14 protein-coding genes are annotated in these 15,820 nt (G+C 70.6%); 5 read left to right on the top strand and 9 right to left on the bottom strand.

Features of this window, described 5'->3' with window-relative positions; all coding sequences use genetic code 11:
• The 4 genes from glgX to LG388_RS07705 are packed head-to-tail and all read left to right on the top strand — an operon-like array spanning position 1 to position 7,402.
• Positions 1-2,118 carry a glycogen debranching protein GlgX gene (gene glgX, locus LG388_RS07720; RefSeq protein WP_225782277.1) on the top strand — a complete coding sequence of 706 codons (2,118 nt, stop codon included), beginning with the start codon at positions 1-3 and terminating at the stop codon, positions 2,116-2,118.
• 47 nt (positions 2,119-2,165) lie between these two features.
• Positions 2,166-3,452: a glucose-1-phosphate adenylyltransferase gene (glgC, locus tag LG388_RS07715; protein ID WP_225782276.1), complete on the top strand. Its 1,287-nt coding sequence runs from the start codon at positions 2,166-2,168 to the stop codon at positions 3,450-3,452.
• Complete coding sequence (gene glgA / locus LG388_RS07710) at positions 3,452-4,918, top strand: glycogen synthase GlgA (RefSeq protein WP_225782275.1); 1,467 nt, start codon at positions 3,452-3,454, stop codon at positions 4,916-4,918. The genes glgC and glgA overlap by 1 nt, the downstream gene beginning before the upstream one ends.
• Positions 4,919-4,945: 27 nt before the next feature.
• A complete protein-coding gene (locus LG388_RS07705) occupies positions 4,946-7,402 on the top strand; it encodes a glycogen/starch/alpha-glucan phosphorylase (protein ID WP_225782274.1) in 2,457 nt (818 codons plus the stop codon).
• A 15-nt stretch (positions 7,403-7,417) separates the two neighbouring features.
• On the opposite strand, the gene LG388_RS07700 is transcribed toward LG388_RS07705, so the two are convergent.
• The 5 genes from LG388_RS07700 to LG388_RS07680 form a co-directional block, all read right to left on the bottom strand.
• Complete coding sequence (locus LG388_RS07700; RefSeq protein WP_225782273.1) at positions 7,418-7,786, bottom strand: hypothetical protein; 369 nt, start codon at positions 7,784-7,786, stop codon at positions 7,418-7,420.
• Positions 7,787-7,947: 161 nt separating this feature from the next.
• Positions 7,948-8,436: a biopolymer transporter ExbD gene (locus tag LG388_RS07695; protein ID WP_225782272.1), complete on the bottom strand. Its 489-nt coding sequence runs from the start codon at positions 8,434-8,436 to the stop codon at positions 7,948-7,950.
• 23 nt (positions 8,437-8,459) lie between these two features.
• Positions 8,460-9,164 (bottom strand): MotA/TolQ/ExbB proton channel family protein, encoded by a 705-nt coding sequence (locus LG388_RS07690; RefSeq protein ID WP_225782271.1) that lies wholly within the window; start codon positions 9,162-9,164, stop codon positions 8,460-8,462.
• Between the two features lie 31 nt (positions 9,165-9,195).
• Complete coding sequence (gene dapB / locus LG388_RS07685; RefSeq protein ID WP_370630116.1) at positions 9,196-10,023, bottom strand: 4-hydroxy-tetrahydrodipicolinate reductase; 828 nt, start codon at positions 10,021-10,023, stop codon at positions 9,196-9,198.
• Positions 10,024-10,124: 101 nt separating this feature from the next.
• On the bottom strand, positions 10,125-10,673 hold the full coding sequence (locus tag LG388_RS07680) for an outer membrane protein assembly factor BamE (protein ID WP_225782269.1): 549 nt from the start codon (positions 10,671-10,673) through the stop codon (positions 10,125-10,127).
• 161 nt (positions 10,674-10,834) lie between these two features.
• On the opposite strand from LG388_RS07680, the gene fur reads away from it, so the two are divergent.
• Positions 10,835-11,251: a ferric iron uptake transcriptional regulator gene (fur, locus tag LG388_RS07675; RefSeq protein ID WP_225782268.1), complete on the top strand. Its 417-nt coding sequence runs from the start codon at positions 10,835-10,837 to the stop codon at positions 11,249-11,251.
• A gap of 142 nt (positions 11,252-11,393) precedes the next feature.
• Here the strand turns inward: fur and hprK are convergent, their stop codons facing one another.
• From hprK to LG388_RS07655, 4 genes are all read right to left on the bottom strand, one after another.
• Entirely contained in the window at positions 11,394-12,338 is a 945-nt protein-coding gene (gene hprK / locus LG388_RS07670) for an HPr(Ser) kinase/phosphatase (protein WP_225782267.1), read from the bottom strand.
• 55 nt (positions 12,339-12,393) lie between these two features.
• Positions 12,394-12,861, bottom strand: a complete 468-nt coding sequence (locus LG388_RS07665; protein ID WP_225782266.1) for a PTS sugar transporter subunit IIA — start codon at positions 12,859-12,861, stop codon at positions 12,394-12,396.
• 161 nt (positions 12,862-13,022) lie between these two features.
• A complete protein-coding gene (gene hpf / locus LG388_RS07660; protein ID WP_225782265.1) occupies positions 13,023-13,355 on the bottom strand; it encodes a ribosome hibernation-promoting factor, HPF/YfiA family in 333 nt (110 codons plus the stop codon).
• Between the two features lie 282 nt (positions 13,356-13,637).
• Positions 13,638-15,794 carry an ATP-dependent helicase gene (locus tag LG388_RS07655; RefSeq protein ID WP_225782264.1) on the bottom strand — a complete coding sequence of 719 codons (2,157 nt, stop codon included), beginning with the start codon at positions 15,792-15,794 and terminating at the stop codon, positions 13,638-13,640.
• Between the last annotated feature and the right edge of the window lie 26 nt (positions 15,795-15,820).

Raw genomic sequence — 15,820 nt, 5'->3', positions numbered from 1 at the left:
ATGCTGTCCGCGGGCCGGCCTCATCCCCTGGGCGCCACCGTGCAAGCCGGTGGCGGCGTCAATTTCGCGCTGGTGGCGCCGGCCGCGGAGGCGGTGGAGCTGTGCCTGTTCGACGCCAGCGGCCGGCAGGAACAGCAGCGCCTTCGGATGCCGGCCTGCACCGATGGCGTCTGGCACGGCCTGCTGCCGGCCGCGCGCGAAGGGCTGGTCTACGGCTATCGCGTGCATGGCCCCTGGGCGCCGCGCGAAGGGCTGCGCTTCAACCCGGCCAAGCTGCTGCTGGACCCGCATGCGCGCGAGGTGGTGGGCGTGTACGGCGGCCAGGACGTGTTTCTGGGGCATGTGCCGGGGCAGCCCGACGAGCGCGATGCGCGCGACAACGCCGGCGTGGCGCTCAAGGCGCGCGTGTGCGCGCCGCTGCCGCCTTCGGCCATGCCGCGCCCGCGCGTGGCGGCCGGCGATCGCGTGCTCTACGAAGCCCATGTGCGCAGCCAGACCCGGCGGCACCCGGCCGTGCCCGAGGCGCTGCGCGGCAGCTACGCGGGCCTGGCGCATCCGGCGGTGCTCGACCACCTGCAGCGCCTGGGCGTGACCACGCTGAGCCTGATGCCCGTGCAGCACCGCGCCGACGAGGAGCGCCTGCAGAAGCTGGGCCTGGCCAACCACTGGGGCTACAGCCCCATCGGCTGGATGGCGCCCGAGGCCCGGTACTGGAGCGGGTTCGCGCGCGAACAAGGGAGCGGCCAGCCCGGCAGCTCGCCGCGCAGCGAGTTCCGCGCGCTGGCCGATGCGCTGCACGCGCGCGGCATGGAGCTCGTGATCGACGTGGTGTTCAACCACAGCGCCGAGACGGACGAGCTGGGCCCGACGCTGTCGCTGCGCGGCATCGACAACGCGCTGTACTACCGGCTGCGCGCCGACGCCCCGGCCTTCTACGAGAACTGGAGCGGCTGCGGCAACTGCCTCGATTTTTCCGAGCCGCGCGTGGTGCAGCTGGCCATGGACAGCCTGCGCGAGTGGGTGGCGCTGGGCGTGGACGGCTTTCGCTTCGACCTCGCACCCATGGTGGGCCGCGGTGCGGGCGGCCACTTCGACGCCCGCGCGCCTTTCTTCGCGGCGCTCATGCAGGACCCGGTGCTGTCGCAGGCGCTCTGGATCGCCGAGCCCTGGGACATCGGCCCGGGCGGCTACCAGCTGGGCGCCTTCCCGCCAGGGTGGCTGGAATGGAACGACCGCTTCCGCGACACGCAGCGCGCCTTCTGGCTGCATCCCGGGGGCGCCGAGGGCGTGACGCGCGGCGACTTCGCGCACCGGCTGCTGGGCAGCAGCGCCGAGTTCCGCCACAGCGGCCGTGCACCCACGGCCAGCGTCAACTTCATCTGCGCGCACGACGGCTTCACCCTGCGCGACCTGCTGAGCTACGACCAGCGCCACAACGAGGCCAATGGCGAACAGGGCCGCGACGGCCATCGCCACAACCTGAGCGCCAACCAGGGCGCCGAGGGCGAAACCGACGACCCGGCCGTGCAGGCGCGCCGCCGGGCCAAGGCGCGCGCGCTGCTCGCCGTGCTGATGCTGTCGCAGGGCACGCCCATGCTGCTGGCCGGCGACGAGCTGGGCCACAGCCAGGGCGGCAACAACAACGCCTACTGCCAGGACAACGCGACCACCTGGCTGGACTGGGCCGTCGCCGACGAGGGGCTGGCGGCCTACGTGGCACGCCTGGCCGCGCTGCGCCGCCAAGCCGCGCCGCTGCGCCACGCCCGGTGGTGGCCGGCCGGCTTCGATCCCCGGGAAGGCGGCGTGCAATGGCTGCGCCCCGACGGCCTGCCCCTGCAGGCCGCCGACTGGGAAGACCGCCACCGGCATGCGCTGGGCGTGCTCTTCACCCCGGCCGACGCCGATGCCCCGCGCTGGCTGCTGTGGGTCAACGCGGCCGACGCCGCGCAGGACTTCGCCACCCCTGCCGGGGCATGGGACTTGCATCTGGCCAGTGCGCCGGCGCAGGACCTGGCGCCGCCCGCGGCCCCGCGCCGGCTGCAGGCCCGCGAGCAGGTGGCGGCCGCGAGCCTTTGGCTGTCCGCCTGCAGACCGGCGCCTGCGCCGCGGCTAGCCTGAACCTTTTGCACGCGCGCATCCCCCCGCAAGGAATCCTGGAGACCCGGATGGAACAGACCCTCGAAACCCACCAGCTCGTGCGGCGCAGCATCGCGCTGGTGCTGGCCGGCGGCCGCGGCTCGCGGCTCAAGCAGCTGACCGACCGGCGCGCCAAGCCGGCCGTGTACTTCGGCGGCAAGTTCCGCATCATCGATTTCGCGCTGTCCAACTGCATCAATTCGGGCATCCGCCGCATCGCGGTGATGACGCAGTACAAGTCGCATTCGCTCATGCGCCACCTGCAAAGCGGCTGGAGCTTCCTGCGCGCGGAAATGGGCGAGATGGTGGAAGTGCTGCCCGCGCAGCAGCGCGTGAGCGAGGAACACTGGTACCGCGGCACGGCCGACGCCGTGTTCCAGAACATCGACATCATCCGCTCGCGCTCGCACCGGCACGACTACGTCGTGATCCTGGCCGGCGACCACATCTACAAGATGGACTACTCGCTGATGCTGCGCGACCACGTGAGCAACGGCGGCGGCTGCACCGTGGGCTGCATCGAGGTGCCGCGCGCCGATGCCACGGCCTTCGGCGTGATGGCGGTGGACGACCAGCGGCGCGTGACGGCCTTCGTCGAGAAGCCGGCCGATCCGCCGCCCATGCCCGGCAACCCCGCGGTGTCGCTGGCCAGCATGGGCATCTACATCTTCGACGCCGACTACCTGTACCGGCTGCTGGAGGAAGACGTGGACAACCCCGGCTCCAGCCACGACTTCGGCAAGGACATCATCCCGCGCGCCGTGGCCGAAGGCCGGGCGGTGGCGCATCCCTTCGGGCTGTCCTGCGTGAGCCGCGAGCCCGGCACCGAGCCCTACTGGCGCGACGTGGGCACGATTGATGCATTCTGGTCGGCCAACCTCGACCTGGCTTCGGTCACGCCGGAGCTGGACATCTACGACACCGACTGGCCCATATGGACCTACCAGCGCCAGCTGCCGCCGGCCAAGTTCGTGCCCGACCGCGACGGCAACCCGGGCCAGGCGGTGAACGTCATCACCTCCGGCGGCTGCATCGTGTCGGGCTCGGGCGTGCGCCATTCGGTGCTGTTCTCGGGCGTGCGCGTGCATTCCTTCTGCGACATCCAGGAGGCGGTGATCCTGCCCGACGTGGTGATCGGCCGCGGGGCGCGGCTGCGAAAGGTGGTGATCGACCGCGCCTGCGAGATCCCGGACGGGCTGGTGGTGGGCGAGGACCCGGCGGCCGACGCGCGCCGCTTCGAGCGCACCGAGGGCGGCGTGGTGCTGATCACGCGCGCGATGCTGGCCCGGCTGGCGCACGAGGAGCGCGCGGCCTGATGCGCATCCTGCTGGTCGCGGCCGAGATCTTCCCGCTGCTCAAGACCGGCGGGCTGGCCGACATCGTCGGCGCGCTGCCGCCCGCGCTCACGGCCGCCGGCGAGGACGTGCGCGTGCTGCTGCCGGCCTTTCCCGCGATCCGCGCGGGCGTGGCCGAGGCGCAGCCGGTGGCGCGCCTGCAGGCGCCCTGGGGCGAGGAGGCGCAGCTCCTTTTCGGGCGTCTCCCGCTGGACGGCGGCGCGCGGCGCATCGCCATCTACCTGATCGACGCACCCGGCCTGTACGAACGCCCCGGCAACCCGTACGAGGACGCGCAACGCCAGCCCTACGGCGACAATCACCGGCGCTTCGCGCTGCTGGGCTGGGCCGCGATGCGGCTGGCGCAGGGCCTGGATGCGCAATGGCGGCCCGAGCTCGTGCATGCGCACGACTGGCATGCGGGCCTGGCGCCGGCGTACCTGCGCTTCCATACGCCACAGGTCAGGAGCCTGTTCACCGTCCACAACCTGGCCTACCAGGGCCTGTTCCAGCCCTGGAACTTTCCGGAACTCGGCCTGCCCGCCGAGGCGTTCCAGGTCGAAGGGCTCGAATTCCACGGCCAGCTGTCCTTCATGAAGGCCGGCCTCTTCTACGCCGACCGGATCAGCACCGTGAGCCCCGGCTACGCCCGCGAGATCCAGACCCCCGCGCAGGGCCAGGGCCTGGACGGCCTGCTGCGCGCGCGCAGCCACGTGCTGCACGGCATCCTCAATGCGGTGGACGATGCGGTCTGGAACCCCGCCACCGATGCGCTGCTGCCCCGCACCTATCAGCAGCCCGATGGCCGCGCGATGCACGGCAAGGCCCTGTGCAAGGCGGCGCTGCAGGCCGAGCTGGGCCTGCACGCCGAAGCGCAGGCGCCGCTCTTCATCGTCGTGAGCCGGCTCAGCGAGCAGAAGGGCCTGCACCTGGTGCTCGAGGGCCTGGACGCCCTGCTGGCCCAGGGCGGCCAGCTCGCGCTGCTGGGCAGCGGCGAGGCGTGGATGCAAGACGCCTTCCGTGCCCGCGCCGCCGCGCAGCCTGGGCGCATCGCCGTGCGCGTGGGCCATGACGAGGCGCTCGCGCACCGCCTGTTCGGCGCCGGCGACGTGGTGCTGGTGCCCTCGCGCTTCGAACCGTGCGGCCTGACCCAGATGTACGGCCTGGCCTATGGCGCGCTGCCGCTGGTGCACCGCGTGGGCGGCCTGGCCGACACGGTGACCGACTGCACGCTGGAGAACATCGCCGACGGCAGCGCCAACGGCTTCGTCTTCGAGACCTTCGACAGCGATGCCTTCGCGCGCGCCGTCCGGCGCGCCTTCGCGCTGTATGCGCGCCCCATCGAATGGCGCCGCGTGCGCGCCACCGGCATGCGCCAGCCCCATGCCTGGGCCGGCGCGGCCGCCGCGTACATCGCGCTCTACCGCCAGGCTCTGCAGGCCGCCTGAGCCCCAACCCCCGATCCGCCCCAGCCCATGACCTCCGCCTTCGAATATGACCACCCGGACCGCGACGTTGCCGCCTTCAAGCGCGCCGTGGCCAACAAGCTCATCTACGCCGTCGGCAAGGACCCGGTGGCCGCCAGCCAGGACGACTGGCTGCATGCCACCGCGCTGGCCGTGCGCGACCAGCTCGTGGAGCGCTGGATGGCCACCACCCGCGCCAACTACGCGCAGGACCGCAAGCGCGTGTACTACCTGTCGGCCGAATTCCTGATCGGCCGCACCTTCACCAACGCGCTGCTGGCCGTGGACCTGTACGACACCGTGAAGACGGCGCTGGCCGACTTCGACATCGACATGAGCCAGCTCGCCGAACGCGAGCCCGACGCGGCCCTGGGCAACGGCGGCCTGGGCCGGCTCGCGGCCTGCTTCCTGGACTCGATGGCCACGCTGGGCGTGCCGGGCATGGGCTACGGCATCCGCTACGAATACGGCATGTTCCGCCAGCGCATCGTCGACGGCCAGCAGGTGGAGACGCCCGACTACTGGCTCACGCGCGGCAACCCGTGGGAGTTCCAGCGGCCCGAAGTGACCTACCGCGTGCGCTTCGGCGGCCATGTCGAAGGCCACACGCCGGGCGGCGCGGCGCGCTGGGTGGGCACGCACGACGTGCTGGCCATGGCCTACGACACCATCATCCCGGGCTACGGCACGCAGGCCACCAACACGCTGCGCCTGTGGTCGGCGCGGGCCACCGAGGAGATCGACCTGTCGGCCTTCAACCGAGGCAACTACATGGCGGCGGTGGAGAGCAAGAACCACTCCGAGAACGTCTCGCGCGTGCTCTACCCCGACGACTCCACGCTCTCGGGCAAGGAACTGCGCCTGCACCAGGAGTACTTCTTCTGCAGCGCCAGCGTGCAGGACCTGCTGCGCCGCTACCTGCGCAACCACACCGGCTTCAGCCAGCTGCACGAGAAGGTCAGCATCCACCTGAACGACACGCACCCCGTGCTGGCCGTGCCCGAGCTGATGCGCCTGCTGCTCGACGAGCACGGCCTGTCGTGGGACGAGGCCTGGGCGCAGACGCAGAAGGTGTTCAGCTACACCAACCACACGCTGATGCACGAGGCCCTGGAGACCTGGCCCGTGGACATGCTGGGCCGCGTGCTGCCGCGCCACCTGCAGATCATCTTCGACATGAACGCGCGCTTCCTGGCCCAGGTGGCGGCGCAGGCGGGCCACGACAACGAACTCATGCGGCGCCTGTCGCTGGTCGACGAAAGCGGCGAGCGCCGCGTGCGCATGGCCTATGTGGCCGTGCTGGCCAGCCATTCGATCAACGGCGTGTCGGCCCTGCATTCGGAGCTGATGAAGCAGTCGATCTTCGCGGACTTCGCCAAGCTGTTTCCCGAGCGCTTCAACAACAAGACCAACGGCGTCACGCCGCGCCGCTGGCTGGCGCAGGCCAACCCGCCGCTCGCGTCGCTGTTGGACACGCGCATCGGCAAGGGCTGGCGGCGCGACCTGTCGCAGCTGGAGGCGCTGCGTCCCATGGCCGCGCAGCCGGCCTTCGTGCGCGCCTTCCGCCATGCCAAGCGCGAGAACAAGCTGCGCCTGGCCAACTGGGTGGAGCAGCACATGAACGGCCTGGTGCTGGACACCGATGCGATGTTCGACGTGCAGGTCAAGCGCATCCACGAGTACAAGCGCCAGCTGCTCAACGTGCTGCACGTGATCACGCGCTACCACCGCATCCTGGACGAACCCGAGGGCCCCCATGTGCCGCGCGTCGTCATCTTCGCGGGCAAGGCGGCGTCGGCGTACCACATGGCCAAGCAGGTGATCCGCCTCATCAACGACGTGGCCGCCGTGGTGAACGCCGACGCGCGCACGAACAAGCGGCTCAAGGTCGTGTTCCTGCCCAACTACTCGGTGAGCCTGGCGGAGATCATCATGCCGGCGGCCGACCTGAGCGAGCAGATCTCCACCGCCGGTACCGAGGCTTCGGGCACGGGGAACATGAAGTTCGCGCTCAACGGCGCGCTGACCATCGGCACGCTGGACGGCGCCAACGTGGAAATGAAGGAAAGCGTCGGCGAAGAGAACATCTTCATCTTCGGCAACACCACGCCGCAGGTGGCCGACATCCGCGCCCGCGGCTACCAGCCGCGCGCGATCTACGAGGGCAACGCCGAACTCCGGCGCGTGCTCGACGCCATCCAGTCGGGCGTGTTCTCACCCGGCGAGCCGGGCCGCTACCAGGCCCTCTTCGACGCGCTCGTGAACTGGGGCGACCATTACCTGCTGCTGGCCGACTACGAGAGCTACGTCGCCCGGCAGGCCGACGTGGACGCGCTCTACCGCGATCCCGAGGCCTGGACGCGGAAAGCCATCCTCAACGTCGCCGGCATGGGCGCCTTCTCGTCCGACCGCACCATCGCCGAGTACGCGCACGAGATCTGGCAGGCGAAGCCGGTGGCGCTTTGAGCGCCCGCGCGCGGCTCAATCCTCGACTTCGACCACGCGGCCGCCGCACTGCACGTAGCAGGCGCGGTAACCCTCCTCGCAACTGTCGGTGCCGGCGTAGGCGCCGGCGCAGTGCGGCGCCACCTTGTGGCAGTAGGCGCGCGCTTCAGGCGTGAGCGCCACGGCCAGGCAGCTGGCCAGCTGCGTGGCTCGCCGCGTCTCGCAGGCCTGGTTCTGGGCGGCCGCAGCCTGTTCCTTGCCCGCAACGCAGATCTGGCGGTTGGTGTCGCAGGTGGCCACGCACTGGCGGCCGGCCTCGGACGCGGGCGGGATGTACTGGTAGGAGGTGCAGGCGCCGGCCAGCAGGGCGAAGGCCAGAACGGACGCGTGTCGGAGAAGGCGCATGGGTCGGGTTCCAGGAAAGCGCGCTCGGCGAGAGGGCGATCTGCGTGATTCTCGACGCATTCGCGCGGCGCGCCATGCCGATGCGCCCTGGCCGGGGGGCCCGGCATGCCGGGCCCGCACCGGCCGGCGCCATGCGCACGGCGGCCCGCGCCGCGCGCGGCTCAGCGCGGCGGCGGGCCGGAAGGCGCCGCTTCGGCCGCCTTCTCGGTCACGAAGCCGATGCGCGTGAGCCCGGCTTCGTGGGCCACGCCCATCAGTTCCACCACACGGCCGTAGGGAACGGTGTGGTCGGCGCGCAGCTGCAGTTCGGTGTCGGCGCCGCGTGCGGCCGCAGCCCGCAGGCGCTGTGCGACCCCCGCGTCATCGGGCACGGGCTGGCCGTCGACGAAAAGGCGGCCTTGCGCATCGATCGCCAGGCTCACGAAATGCGGCGCGTCCAGCGCCTCGCTGGCGCCGCTGCGCGGCAGTTCGAGCTTGATCGCGCTGGCCATCAGCGGCGCGGCGATGATGAAGATCACCAAAAGCACCAGCATCACGTCCACCAGCGGCGTGACGTTGATGTCGGACAGCGGGCGCTGTGCACCGCTGCCCAGGGCGCGGCCGCCGCCAGCGCCGGTGCTGGCCCCGAGGTTGCTGCGGCCGAAAGCCATGCCAGCGTTTCCCGGACTGGCCCTCAGGCCTGCACCGGCATCGGCCGCGCGGGAGGCAGCGGCGGCGGCGCATCGCCGGCCGCGAAGGTGGCCAGCAGGTCGTGCGCGAAGCCTTCGAGCTCGGCTTCGATGCGGCCGATGACGCGGCCGAAGACGTTGTAGGCCAGCACGGCCGGAATGGCGACCGCCAGGCCGAAGGCCGTCATCACCAGCGCCTCGCCCACCGGCCCGGCCACCTTGTCGAGCGTGAAGCCGCCGCTCTGGCCGGCGATGCTGGCCAGCGCGCGGTGGATGCCCCACACCGTGCCCAGCAGGCCGACGAAGGGCGAGGTGGCGCCGATCGTGGCCAGCAGGATCTGGCCCGCCTGCAGCCGCCGCAGCACGCCATGCAGCGCATCGCGCAGCGCGCGCGTCAGGCGCGGCAGCAGCGGCCCCTGCGTGCCCACTTGCGCAGGCAGGTCCGCGGCCTGGACCAGGGCCGGCACGGCGTCGGCGAGCGGATGCACGAAGCCGGCACGGTCGAAGGCCGCGCAGGCCCGGGCCGCCTCAGGCAGCGCGGGCGCCTGCCAGAAGGCCGCCACCGCGCGCAGCACGCCGCGCGCGCCACCGCGCAGCAGCCAGCCCTTCCAGAGGATCACGACCCAGCTCGCGACGGACATGGCCAGCAGCAGCGCCGCCACGGCACGGCCCACCGCGTCGCCCTGGGTCAGGAGTTCGAGGGCCGACATGTCGTGGATCAGAACCGGCCGGCGCGGCGGCTCAGTGCAGGTTCAGCACGTCGGCCATGTCGAACAAGCCCTTGCGCCGCTCGGCCAGGAAGCGCACCGCGCGCAGGCTGCCCTGGGCGTAGCCGGCCCGGCTGCTGGACTTGTGCGAAATCTCGATGCGCTCGCCCGTGCCGGCGAAGAGCACCGTGTGGTCGCCCACGATGTCGCCGCCGCGGATCGTGGCGAAGCCGATGCTCGAGGGGTCCCGCTCGCCGGTCACGCCCTCGCGCGCATAGACGGCGCAGTCCTGCAGGTCGCGGCCCAGCGCCTGCGCGATCACCTCGCCCATCTTGAGCGCCGTGCCCGAGGGTGCGTCCACCTTGTGGCGGTGGTGCGCTTCGAGAATCTCGATGTCGTAGCCCGTGGACAAGGCCCGGGCCGCCATTTCCAGCAGCTTGAAGGTGACGTTCACGCCCACGCTCATGTTGGGCGCCATGACGATGGCGATGTCCTGGGCGATCTCGGCGATCTCGGCCTTCTGCGCCTCGCTGAAGCCGGTGGTGCCGATCACGGCCTGCACGCCCAGTTCGCGGCACACGGCCAGGTGGGCCAGCGTGCCTTCGGGGCGCGTGAAGTCGATCAGCACCTGTGCGTCCTTCAGGCCGGCGCGCAGGTCGTCGGTGATGGCCACGCCCGAATTCAGGCCCAGGAAAGCGGCTGCGTCGGCGCCCAGCGCCGGGCTACCGGCGATGTCCAGCGCGCCCGCGAGCTGCACGTCATCGCTTTTCTGCACCGCCTCGATGAGCATGCGCCCCATGCGGCCGGAGGCTCCGGCAATGGCGATGCGGCGGCGGGCGGCAGAAGACGATGGAGCGGTCAAGGAAGGCATCTCGGCGAGGGACGGGGCGGCCGGAGGCGGCCGCTGAAAAGGAATCGGGAACGACGGCACGGCACAAGCCGAGCCGCGCCGGCCGCCCGCGCTCAGCGGGATTCGAGCGGCGGGTAGGTCGGCGGCAGCGGCGCCAGCGTGCGGCCGGCGTTCTGGCTGGCCGTGTCGGCCGCCGGCGCATGTTTCTTGAGCTGCTCCTCGGTGGCTTCGAGCACCGGCACCTTGCCCGACAGCTTGCGCGTGTCCAGGCCCGCGACGAACTCTTCCTCGCTGGGCATGGCGTCGCCCTCGAAGCGGTCCAGGGTGTCGCCGTTGAAGAACACGGTCAGCCGGCGCTGCTGCGGGTCGACGCGCTGGCGCTTGATGGTGAACACGTAGTCCCAGCGGTTGGCGTGGAAGATGTCGGCCAGCAGCGGCGTGCCCAGCAGTTCGCGCACCTGCTGGCGCGACATGCCCGCGCGCAGCAGCTCGACCTGCTCCTTGGTGATGACGTTGCCTTGCACCACTTCCACCTTGTAGGGGGTCACGGCATGCAGGGCGCTGCGCATGCGGTCGCTGGTGCTGCTGCAGCCGGCCACGCCGAGCCCGATCAGCAGGGCTGCGGCCGACAGTGCCAGCCGGCGTCGGGAGGATGCAAGCATGGGAGAAAGACCAGGCGATATGATCGGGCGATTGTAGCGGCTGCCCCTGCGCGGGCCTGTAGCCCCCCGTGACCGAATCCCTTTCCCGGGCCGGTGAGAACGCCCCGCGCGGCGCCTTCCGTGCCGAACCGTGAAAGGCCCGACTGCCTGCCGGAGCGCCCATGAGCAACATCGACAACCTCAAGAGTACCGGCCTCAAAGCCACGCTGCCCCGCCTCAAGATCCTGGAGATCTTCCAGACCGGCGACCAGCGCCACATGACGGCCGAAGACGTGTTCCGCGTGCTGCTCAACGAGCATTCGGACATCGGCCTGGCCACCGTGTACCGCGTGCTCACGCAGTTCGAGCAGGCCGGCATCCTGGAGCGCAGCCACTTCGAAAGCGGCAAGGCCGTCTACGAGCTCAACGAAGGCCAGCACCACGACCACCTGGTGTGCACCTCCTGCGGCAAGGTCGAGGAGTTCTACGACGCCGAGATCGAGCGCCGCCAGCAGATGATCGCCAAGGACAAGGGCTGGACGCTGCAGGACCACGCCATGTCGCTGTACGGCCTGTGCGGCGATTGCCAGAAAAAGTAGCAAGCCCCACCGATCCGTTTCGTGCCCCCTTCTGCGGCGCGAAGGGGGGTGCACTCCGAGGCCTGGCGAAGCCGGATCCTCGGGGTGCCCCGAGGCCGCTCATCTCTCGCCGGCCCGGACTCAGCAGGACCCCGGCGCGGCCTCAGTTGCCCATCGCCTTGTGGTGGCGCGCCACGAAGTCGGCATAGGTGTCGATGCCGCGCAGCTGCAGGATGGAATTGCGCACCGCGGCCTCGACCAGCACGGCGATGTTGCGCCCGGCCACCACCTGGATCACGGCCTTGCGCACCGGCACGCCCAGCACGTCCTGCGTCAGCGGCTCGGCCGGCAGGCGCTCGTAGTCGCGCTCGAAGGAATCGCGCCGCACCAGGTGCACGATCAGGTTCAGGCGCATCTTCCGGCGCACCGCCGTCTCACCGAAGATGGCCTTGATGTCCAAGAGGCCGATGCCGCGCACTTCGAGCAGGTTCTGCAGCAGGTCGGGGCAGCGGCCCACGATGGTGCCCTGGTTGATGCGGTACAGGTCCACGGCGTCGTCGGCCACCAGGCCGTTGCCGCGCGAGATCAGCTCCAGGCCCAGCTCGCTCTTGCCCAGGCCGGATTCGCCCGTGATCATCACGCCCATGCCCAGGATGTCCATGAACACGCCGTGCATCGAGGTGCGCTCGGCGAAATGCTTGGACAGGTAGGCGCGCAGCACGTCGATGACGAAGGCCGCCGACTCGCGCGTGGCGAACAGCGGCAGCTGCGCGCGCTCGCACACCGACAGCAGCTCCTCCGGTGGCGACTGGCCGTCGGCCAGCACCAGCATGGGCGGCTCCAGCGTCACGATGCGGGCAATGCGGCGCTCGCAGTCCTCGGCGGTGCTGCGCGTGAGGTAGGCCACTTCGCGGGCGCCGAGGATTTGCACCCGGTACGGATGGATGTAGTTGAGGTAGCCCACCAGGTCGGCGGCCGACTGGGCGCGGCTGATGACGTCGGGGTCGAACTGGCGCTCCGACGCGCCCAGGCCCGCCAGCCACTCCCAGCGCAGCGAGCCGCGAAATTCCTCGAACATCGCGTCGGCGCTGATGACGGTGGGTTTCATGCGTACGGCGTCGGCGGGTCGGGCAGAAATGCCGCCAGGGCGCAGCGGCAGGCGCTCAGGCCGCCTGGGTGGACCGCCAGCCGGCGATCAGGCCATGCAGCTCGGCCGCGTCGGTGCTGGCCTTGATCTTCTCGCGCAGCGCGGCGTCGCTGAGCATCTCGGCGATCTCCGAGAGGATTTCCAGGTGCTTTTGCGTCGCGGCTTCGGGCACCAGCAGGAAGATCAGCAGCACCACGGGCTGCTCGTCGGGCGCGTCGAAACCGATGGGATTGGCCAGCCGGAAGACCGCGGCCATGGGGGACTTCAGGCCCTTGATGCGCCCATGCGGGATGGCCACCGCATGGCCCAGCCCGGTCGAGCCCAGCCGCTCGCGCGCGAACAGGCTGTCGGTGATCAGGGCGCGGCTCAGGCCATGGAGGTTCTCGAACAGCAAGCCCGCCTCTTCGAAAGCGCGCTTTTTGCTGGTGGCATCGACGCTCACGAGCACTTGAGCGGACGGCAGGATGGACGCAAGTCTGTTCATGGTGGGTAGCGGCGCGATTATGCATCCCTGGGCCGGAATGCACCAAAAACAGCAAACCGCCCGAAGGCGGCTTGGCAAGAGGGCTTGCCCGGAGGCGTCCGGGCAGCCGGCCATCCGGGCCAGCAGAAGGAAGGATTACATCACTTCTGCCCCCGGGGGGTTCACTGGACGACGCGCTTGGGCGCCATGTGGTGGTGGTCCTGCAGGCGGTCCTTGTGGCGCACCACTTGCCGATCGAGCTTGTCCACCAGTTCGTCCACCGCGGCGTACAGGTCGAAGTGGCTGGACTCGGCGAACATGTCATTGCCCTTGACGTGAATGTTGCATTCCGCGCGTTGTCGCTTCTCCTTCTCCTTTTGCTTTTCCACCGTCAGGATCACCTTGACGTCGACCACCTGGTCGAAGTGCCGGGTGATCCGGTCTAGCTTGCTGGTCACGTAGCTGCGCAGTGCGGGGGTGACGTCGAGGTGATGACCGCTGATCGTCAAATTCATGAATGACCTCCTGGAATTGACGGTTGGGAAAAGACGGCGGGCCGAAAGGACGCCATCTGCGGGAACTCGTGCGCTGGGGGGAAAGAGGTTGTCGTTGTTGTGCGGGAGGGAAAGCGAAGCTGTCGAATTCACTATGCCCGCGCTGTCACTGTTTTGCAATACAGGTTTGGTGGCGCACGCGCAAAAGTCCGCAGCAGGGGCGCAAGGCGCGCTGCACACCCTGTAGCGCCACCCCCCGGCGCCGTGCCGTCGAGGGCCTGCTGCCGCGTGCTGGAAGCCGGCTCAGCGCCACGCGGCGCGCAGCCGTGCGCGCAGGTCCATGACCGCAGGCGGCGCAGGGACAAACACGGGCTGCGGCGGCGGGGGCGGCCACACCACGCGCTCGTAGCCGCCGAGGTCGCCGTCGGGGATGAAGCGCGTGCGGCCCACATAGAGATGGCGGTCGCCCAGCGGGGTCTGCTGCGTGACATGGAAGCGCTGCGGCTGCAGCAGGTGCAGGTGCTCCTTGGCCCGCGTCATGGCCACGTAGAGCAGGCGGCGCTCCTCTTCCAGCTCGTGCGCGCCCTGCACCACGTCGGCGGGCATGCAGCCATCGACCACGTTGAGCACCGACACCGCATTCCATTCCTGCCCCTTGGCGGAATGAATGGTGGACAGGATCAGGTAGTCCTCGTCGAGCAGCGGCGGGCCGGGCCGGTCGCTGGTGGCCTCGGGCGGATCCAGCGTGAGCTCGGTGATGAAGCGCTCGCGCGAGGCATAGCCGGCCGCCAGCTGCACCAGCTGCGCGATGTCGCCGGCGCGCACCACGGCGTCCTCGTGCAGGCGCTCGAGGTGCGGCAGGTACCACTGCCGGGCCAGTTCCATCTGGCCCGGCCAGCCCACCGCGCCCAGCCGCAGCGCGCCCCAGGTCTGCGCGAAGTCGCGCCAGGCCTCGGCCGCATTCGCGGGCGGGCGGAAGTCCTGCAGCGCCTGCGCCGGATCGGCCGCGGCCTGCATCGCATCGAGCAGCCGCGCCGCCGTGGCGGGCCCGATGCCCGGCAGCAGCTGCACGGCGCGAAAGCCCGCCAGCCGGCTGCGCGGGTTGTGCACGAAGCGCAGCAGCGCCAGCAGGTCCTTGATGTGCGTGGCTTCGAGGAACTTGAGACCGCCGAATTTCACGAACGGGATGTTGCGCCGCACCAGTTCCAGCTCCAGCGCCGCGCTGTGGCTGGTCGTGCGGAACAGCACTGCCTGCTGCTTGAGCGTGAGCCCGTCCTCGCGCAGCGCCAGCGTGCGATCGGCCACCCACTGCGCCTGCGCCGCCTCGTCGGCCACCAGCACCAGCTGCGGCTTGCCGGCCGAGGCCTTGTCGGTCCACAGCTGCTTGGCGTGGCGCTCGGTGGCATGCGCCATCACGGCGTTCGAGGCGTCGAGGATCGGTTGCGTGGAGCGGTAGTTGCGCTCCAGCGCGACCACACGCGCGGGCTGCGTGAACTGCGAGGGGAAGTCCAGGATGTTGCGCACCGTCGCGCCACGGAAGGAATAGATGGACTGCGCGTCGTCGCCGACGGCCGTCACGCCCGCGCCGTCGGGCTTGAGGCGCAGCAGGATCTGCGCCTGCAGCCGGTTCGTGTCCTGGTACTCGTCGACCAGCACATGGTCGAAACGCGCGCCCACATGCGCGGCCAGCGCAGGCTCGCCCATCATCTCGGCCCAGGCCAGCAGCAAATCGTCGTAGTCCAGCACGTTCTGCTGCGCCTTGGCTTCTGCGTAGGCGGCGAAGAGGCGCGGCAGCTCGCCCACCCAGTCGGCACACCACGGAAAGCTGTGCGCCAGCACCTGCGCCAGCGGCTCGCGCGTGTTGACGCAGCGCGAATAGATGGCGAGGCAGGTGCTCTTGAGCGGGAAGCGCCGCGTTGTGGACGACAGGCCCAGCTCGTGCCGCACCCAGCCCATCAGGTCCTCGGCGTCGCCTCGGTCATGGATGGTGAAGTCGGGATCGAGCCCGATCTGCGGCGCGTACTCGCGCAGCAGGCGCGCGCCCACGCCGTGGAAGGTGCCGGCCCAGGGCAGCGCGGGCACGGCCTCGGCGCGCAGGCCCAGCACGCGCGCCGCGACCTGGCCGGCGCGGCGCGACATCTCCTGCGCCGCGCGGCGCGAGAAGGTGATGAGCAGGATGCGCTGCGGGTCGGCGCCGCGCGCGATGAGATGCGCCACGCGGTGCGCCAGCGTGCTGGTCTTGCCCGAGCCCGCGCCCGCGATCACGAGCAGCGGCGCGGCGCGCGCCGCATCGGCCGCAGGGCCCGCCGCGTTGCCACCCGCGCCGCCCTGCGTGCCGTGCTCGACGGCCGTGCGCTGCGCCGTGTTGAGCGTGGCCAGCGCCTGCGCGAGCCGCTCGTGCAGGGCCACGTCTGGCGCCACGGGGGCAGGGGTGGAGGGAGCGTCGGGAAGGAGGTGCATGGCGACTTGGGTGCGCCTCAACTGTA

Origin of the sequence: Xenophilus sp. Marseille-Q4582, assembly GCF_916700565.1 — a bacterium.
GTDB lineage: Bacteria > Pseudomonadota > Gammaproteobacteria > Burkholderiales > Burkholderiaceae_C > Xenophilus.
This window is presented reverse-complemented; position numbering and strand designations above follow the sequence as displayed.

What these genes read in the sequence shown, in the direction of transcription:
- glgX (WP_225782277.1), top strand. Translation starts at nt 1, where the DNA reads ATGCTGTCCGCGGGCCGGCCTCATCCCCTGGGCGCCACCGTGCAAGCC.
- glgC (WP_225782276.1), top strand. Translation starts at nt 2,166, where the DNA reads ATGGAACAGACCCTCGAAACCCACCAGCTCGTGCGGCGCAGCATCGCG.
- glgA (WP_225782275.1), top strand. Translation starts at nt 3,452, where the DNA reads ATGCGCATCCTGCTGGTCGCGGCCGAGATCTTCCCGCTGCTCAAGACC.
- LG388_RS07705 (WP_225782274.1), top strand. Translation starts at nt 4,946, where the DNA reads ATGACCTCCGCCTTCGAATATGACCACCCGGACCGCGACGTTGCCGCC.
- LG388_RS07700 (WP_225782273.1), bottom strand. Translation starts at nt 7,786, where the DNA reads ATGCGCCTTCTCCGACACGCGTCCGTTCTGGCCTTCGCCCTGCTGGCC.
- LG388_RS07695 (WP_225782272.1), bottom strand. Translation starts at nt 8,436, where the DNA reads ATGGCTTTCGGCCGCAGCAACCTCGGGGCCAGCACCGGCGCTGGCGGC.
- LG388_RS07690 (WP_225782271.1), bottom strand. Translation starts at nt 9,164, where the DNA reads ATGTCGGCCCTCGAACTCCTGACCCAGGGCGACGCGGTGGGCCGTGCC.
- LG388_RS07680 (WP_225782269.1), bottom strand. Translation starts at nt 10,673, where the DNA reads ATGCTTGCATCCTCCCGACGCCGGCTGGCACTGTCGGCCGCAGCCCTG.
- fur (WP_225782268.1), top strand. Translation starts at nt 10,835, where the DNA reads ATGAGCAACATCGACAACCTCAAGAGTACCGGCCTCAAAGCCACGCTG.
- hprK (WP_225782267.1), bottom strand. Translation starts at nt 12,338, where the DNA reads ATGAAACCCACCGTCATCAGCGCCGACGCGATGTTCGAGGAATTTCGC.
- LG388_RS07665 (WP_225782266.1), bottom strand. Translation starts at nt 12,861, where the DNA reads ATGAACAGACTTGCGTCCATCCTGCCGTCCGCTCAAGTGCTCGTGAGC.
- hpf (WP_225782265.1), bottom strand. Translation starts at nt 13,355, where the DNA reads ATGAATTTGACGATCAGCGGTCATCACCTCGACGTCACCCCCGCACTG.
- LG388_RS07655 (WP_225782264.1), bottom strand. Translation starts at nt 15,794, where the DNA reads ATGCACCTCCTTCCCGACGCTCCCTCCACCCCTGCCCCCGTGGCGCCA.